3 protein-coding genes are annotated in these 4960 nt (G+C 67.8%); 1 reads left to right on the top strand and 2 read right to left on the bottom strand.

What is annotated here, in order from left to right; all coding sequences use genetic code 11:
* Together GGR48_RS17785 and GGR48_RS17790 are read right to left on the bottom strand one after the other, a co-directional pair.
* Positions 1-1263, bottom strand: a 1263-nt coding sequence (locus GGR48_RS17785) for a DUF7986 domain-containing protein (RefSeq protein ID WP_183953170.1), incomplete at its 3' end; no start/stop codon positions are given.
* Positions 1260-1853 (bottom strand): recombinase family protein, encoded by a 594-nt coding sequence (locus tag GGR48_RS17790; protein WP_183953172.1) that lies wholly within the window; start codon positions 1851-1853, stop codon positions 1260-1262. The genes GGR48_RS17785 and GGR48_RS17790, both read right to left, overlap by 4 nt.
* A gap of 129 nt (positions 1854-1982) precedes the next feature.
* Between GGR48_RS17790 and GGR48_RS17795 the strand changes: the two genes are divergently transcribed.
* The gene (locus GGR48_RS17795; RefSeq protein WP_240456228.1) at positions 1983-4931 is read left to right on the top strand and encodes a Tn3 family transposase; all 2949 of its coding nucleotides are present in this window, start codon (positions 1983-1985) and stop codon (positions 4929-4931) included.
* Positions 4932-4960 lie beyond the last annotated feature (29 nt).

Here is a 4960-nt window from a genome sequence, read left to right on the forward strand (position 1 = left end):
TTCGAGGTGTTTGAGCCAGACAGCAAGACGATCGCGGCCTGCGGCGGTCTTGGCGGCCGCACGCGGGGTGATATCGCCCAGCATCCCGACCGGTTCGTCAAGTGTGGCGCGGTACTGGCGATCGAGCATGGTGTGGACGAGTGGGGTTGCCACCTCCGGCGGAACACTTGGGGCGGGTTCGGATGCGGTCAGCCCTTCCACCCGCGCCGCCATGGCCTGCTCGACGGTTTCGATGGTGGTGAGCGGGGTGCCGACCAATCCGGCCAGTGCATCGGCGATGAGAGTGGTGCCGCGCCCGGCACGCTCGGCAGAGGTGACAGCAAGGATCAGCGCGCGGCCCTTCAGCTCGATGTTGCCTAGCACGGGTGCGCCGTCTTCCATCGTCACGCCCCAACTCATCTTGCCCGTGGCTCTCGCGGCCTTGCCGGGCCTGTCGCCCAGCCAGTTCCAGAAATGGCTGGTTTCACGCTGAAGCGCGGGCAACGTGTCGAGCCGCTCCCCGATCAGGGCGTGGGTGGCGCCGCGCGCGAAGGGGAAGCGCACGCGGTGGAACACCACTTCCTCGCCGTCACTGTTGTGCAGGACCGGGATACCCTCCGGTTCCAGGGTGCGGGGAACGATGTCGAACAGCCAGGCAGTAGTGATCAGGACGGGCAACGCGCGCAGCTTGTCATCGTCGAGCACAAGCGGGGTGTGCGGACTGCGCTTTCCTTCCGCCTGGCGGAGCCCCCGCACCAGATCGTCGGCCGCCTCCATCGGGAACGACAGCAGCCCGCCGGACAGAAGGTGCCTGCCGCCGACCTCGACGACGCGGGCACCGATCCGGTCCCATTGCTTCAGCGTCTGCGAGGCGCTGCGTTCGGATACGCGCACCGGATCGCCGCCCCGGATCAGATCGCGGATCAGGAAGCCGTGGCCGGGTTCGACCTCGCTGACTTCGTACAGGCTCATCACCGACGACCGGAGCGCGCGCATATAGGCCTTGGCGGGGCCGCTCTCGTTCCAGCCCCGGCGTTTGATATAGTCGTCGACGATGTTGCGGCCATCGGGTGCAAGGTCGCGCGTCAGCAGGTCCTCGAACGCGCAGCCCCACAGCACGCCGGCCCAATGGTCGCCGACGATATCGGCGAGGTCTTCGTAACCGAAGTCGAACTGGTCCATCGCCAGCTCGAGATGATCGCCGAGCGCCTCGCCGAGATGATCGGCCCAGGCCGGCGAGGTGGCGAACTTCATGAGACCGGACAGGTCGTGGCCCCGCTTCATGCCGCTTCTCCCAGTTGCTGGCGATACGCCGCGACGATGCGCGAGACGGTGGGTTCGCTGACGCCGTAGAGCCGGGCCATCTCGGCCCCCGACTTGCGGCCCGAGGTAACGGATTCGGCGATCTCGCGGCGCTGTTTGTCGGCCAGCTTGCGCCGGCGTCCACCGATCCGCCCTTCGGCGCGCGCCTGCGCCAGGCCGGCGCTGGTGCGCTCGCGGATCATCGCGCGTTCGAATTCGGCGAAGCTGCCGACCATCTGCATCATCATGCGGCCTGCGGCCGAGGTGGTGTCGATTGCCTCGGTGAGCGAGCGAAAGCCTGCGCCGGCCGCCTCGATCCGGTCCATGATGTGAAGCAGATCCTTCAGGCTGCGCGACAATCGGTCGAGTTTCCAGACGACGACCACGTCGCCCTCGCGCAACTGCCCGATCATCTCGTGAAGCTTCGGCCGATCCCACCGCCCGCCGCTGGCGGTTTCCTCGAACACGCGCCGGCAACCGGCTGCATTCAACGCGCGAGCCTGCGCGACGTTCGACTGCTCCTCGCCCTTCGACACGCGGGCATAGCCGATCAGATAGGGTATAGTGTCCAAGCGCGCCCCTTTCCCAAACGGCCGTATCCGGAGGTCGGATCGGCCACCACGGTTTTCCGCCGCCTTCCGCCTTTCACAATCCTCTTTCATTCAGCCGCCCAATGGCAAGCGCTTTTTGAAGGATAATGAATGCCCGCACGCATCCCGATGACCGCGCGGCAGCGCACCGCATTACTGGCGCTGCCCGACAGCGAGGCGGCGGTCATCGCGCACCACAGCCTCGACGCCGGTGATCTGGCCGCGATCGGCACCGCGCGGACGCCGGCGACCCGGCTCGCCTATGCGCTGCAACTGTGCTGCCTGCGCTATCCGGGGCGCCACCTGCGCGCGGGCGAATTGCTTCCGGCGATCATGCTCGATCACATCGCCGAGCAGGTCGGCGTGGAGGCGAGCGGCATCGCCGACTTCGCGAGGCGCACGCCCACCCGCTACGACCAGCTTGCCGCGATCAAGGCGCGTTTCGGGTTTCGGGATCTGAGCCGGCCGGTGCGAGCCGGTCTGATGACATGGCTTGCCGAGGCCGCAATGCCGCTCACCGACGGATGTGCCCTGCTCGATCGGTTGCTGGAGAAGATGCGCGCGGAGCGCATCGTCATTCCCGGTATCAGCGTCGTCGAGCGGATGGCGGCCGAAGCGATGCATCGCGCCGAAACCGATCTCATCGCCGCGGTCGACCGCAGCCTCGATGCCGAAATGCGTCGTCGGTTCGACACGCTGGTCGACGGGAAAGTCCATGACCGGCAGAGCCGCCTGTCCTGGCTGCGCGAACCGGACCCCCGCGTCGCCCCGGCATCGCTCGACGCCATCGTCGAAAAGGTGAGGCTCATCCGCTGGACAGGCGTATCGGCGCATCCGGTCGATCCGGCCCATGCACCGCGTCTCGCGCAATTCGCGCGCGAAGGGCTACGCTACACCGCGCAGGCCTTCCAGCAGATGCGACCCGCCCGTCGCAGGACCGTGCTGCTCGCCACCCTGCGCGAGATGGAGGCGACGCTCACCGACGCGGCGATCACCATGTTCGGCGCGCTGGTCGGCCGGGCCCGCCTGCGGGCGCGCAAGCGGCTCGAGCAACGGGTCGCCGTGTCGAACCGGGAAGGGCGCGAACGCCTGCTCCGCGTCGCGGTCTTGCTCGAGACGGTAGCCAAAGCGGCACGCGCCGGCGAGGATGTGGGCGCGGCCGTCAACCGGATCACGACGCTCGACACGCTCGATGCCGATGCCGCGATCATCCGGCGCACCGCATCGTCGCACCGTGACGACATATTGGGCGAGATCGCGCCGGAATACCGCGCCTTCAAGCGCAGTGGTCCGGCGTTCCTGCGTACGTTCGACTTCCAGGGGCGGGCGCATACGCAGAGTCTGCGGTTGGCGATGACGATCCTCGCCGACCTCGATGGCGACTGGCGCAGGTCGCTGCCGGACGACGTGCCGCTCGGTCATGTCGAACGGCGCTGGCGGCGTCATGTCGGGCAGTCCGGTGCGATCGACCGCACATCCTGGGAAATGGCGACCTACGAGGCGCTCGCGGGTGCGTTGGCGTCCAGCGATATCTGGGTTCCGACCGCAAAGGTGCATCGCGCGCTGCGCGCATTGCTAGCGCCGGCGCCAGGCGCCCCGCCCAGGCCGGCGATCCTGCCCGGTGATGCGCATGCCTGGCTCGATGAACGCGCGAACCGCCTCGACACCGCCCTCCTCGCGGTCGAGCGCAACCTTGGCCAGCGCGACGCCGTATTTTTCGAAGGCGACCGGCTGCGCTTTCCCAGGGAGCCATCGGACGATACCGACCGCGATGGCGGACGCCGCTTCGCGCTTGCCTGTTACGCCAGGCTGCCCTCCACCCGTATCACCGATCTTCTGTCGCAGGTCGATCGCTGGACCGGTTTCACCCGGCACTTCGGCCATGTCTCGACCGGGCTGCCGCCCGGTGACGACCGCGCCTTTCTCGCCACGCTGATCGCCGAGGCGACCAATCTCGGCCTCTCGCGCATGGCCGAGGTCTGCGGTGCAGGATCACGCCGGACCCTTCTGCGGATGCAGACATGGCATATGCGCGAGGAGACGTTCCGCGCCGCGCTCGCCTGCCTGACCGATGCCATCCATGCCGAACCGCTTGCCGCCTGGTTCGGACAGGGACATCGCGCGTCGGCCGACGGGCAGGCATTTCCCCTGGGCGGTCCCGGCGAGGCGGGCGGAAGCGTCAACGCGCATTACGGGCGCGACCCGGTGGTGAAGATTTACACCACCATCACCGACCGCTACGCCCCGCTTCACCAAAGCGTGATGGCCGGCACCGCCGGCGAGGCGATCCATGCGCTCGACGGCATCCATGGCCATGCGGCAGGGGTCGATCCCGCCACGCTCCATGTCGACGGAGGCGGCGTGTCCGACATCGTGTTCGCGGTCAGCCACCTGCTCGGGCTGGATTTCGAGCCGCGTATTCCGCGCCTGTCGGATCGCCGCCTCTACGCCTTCGAGCCGGCACGCCACTACGGCAGGTTGGCGCCGCTGTTCGGGCGTCGGCTCGACCGCGACCGCATTATACCCCACTGGCTGGAAATCGCGGAGGTCATCGGCGCGATCCGAAACCGCACCGTCACGCCATCGCTGATCCTCGGCAGACTCTCCGCCCAGCGTCAGCAAGGCGGACTTGCCGCGGCCCTGCGTGAGATCGGGCGGATCGAACGCACCCTGTTCACCCTGCGCTGGTTCGAGGATGCCGACCTGCGGCGCACCGTCACCGCCGAACTCAACAAGGGCGAGGCACGCAACAGCCTCGCCCGTGCCGTCGCCTTCCACCGCCTCGGCCGATTCCGCGACCGCGGCCTGGAGAACCAGCAGACCCGCGCCGCAGCCCTCAACCTCGTCACCGCCGCCATCATCCTGTTCAATTGCCGCTATCTCGACCGAGTGGTCGAGGACATGCGGCATCGCGGCACACCGGTCGATCCGGCGATGTTGGCAAGCCTCTCGCCACTTGGATGGGACCGCATCAATCTGACGGGCGACTATGTCTGGGCCGAAAACCTCGAACTCGACACCGATGGCTTCACGCCTCTGCTCGCCAAGCCGCTACCGTGAATCCGTGGCCCGATAATGCACAGGGGCCA

Source organism: Sphingomonas pseudosanguinis (assembly GCF_014196255.1).
Classification (GTDB): Bacteria; Pseudomonadota; Alphaproteobacteria; order Sphingomonadales; family Sphingomonadaceae; genus Sphingomonas; species Sphingomonas pseudosanguinis.

What these genes read in the sequence shown, in the direction of transcription:
- GGR48_RS17795 (WP_240456228.1), top strand. Translation starts at nt 1,983, where the DNA reads ATGCCCGCACGCATCCCGATGACCGCGCGGCAGCGCACCGCATTACTG.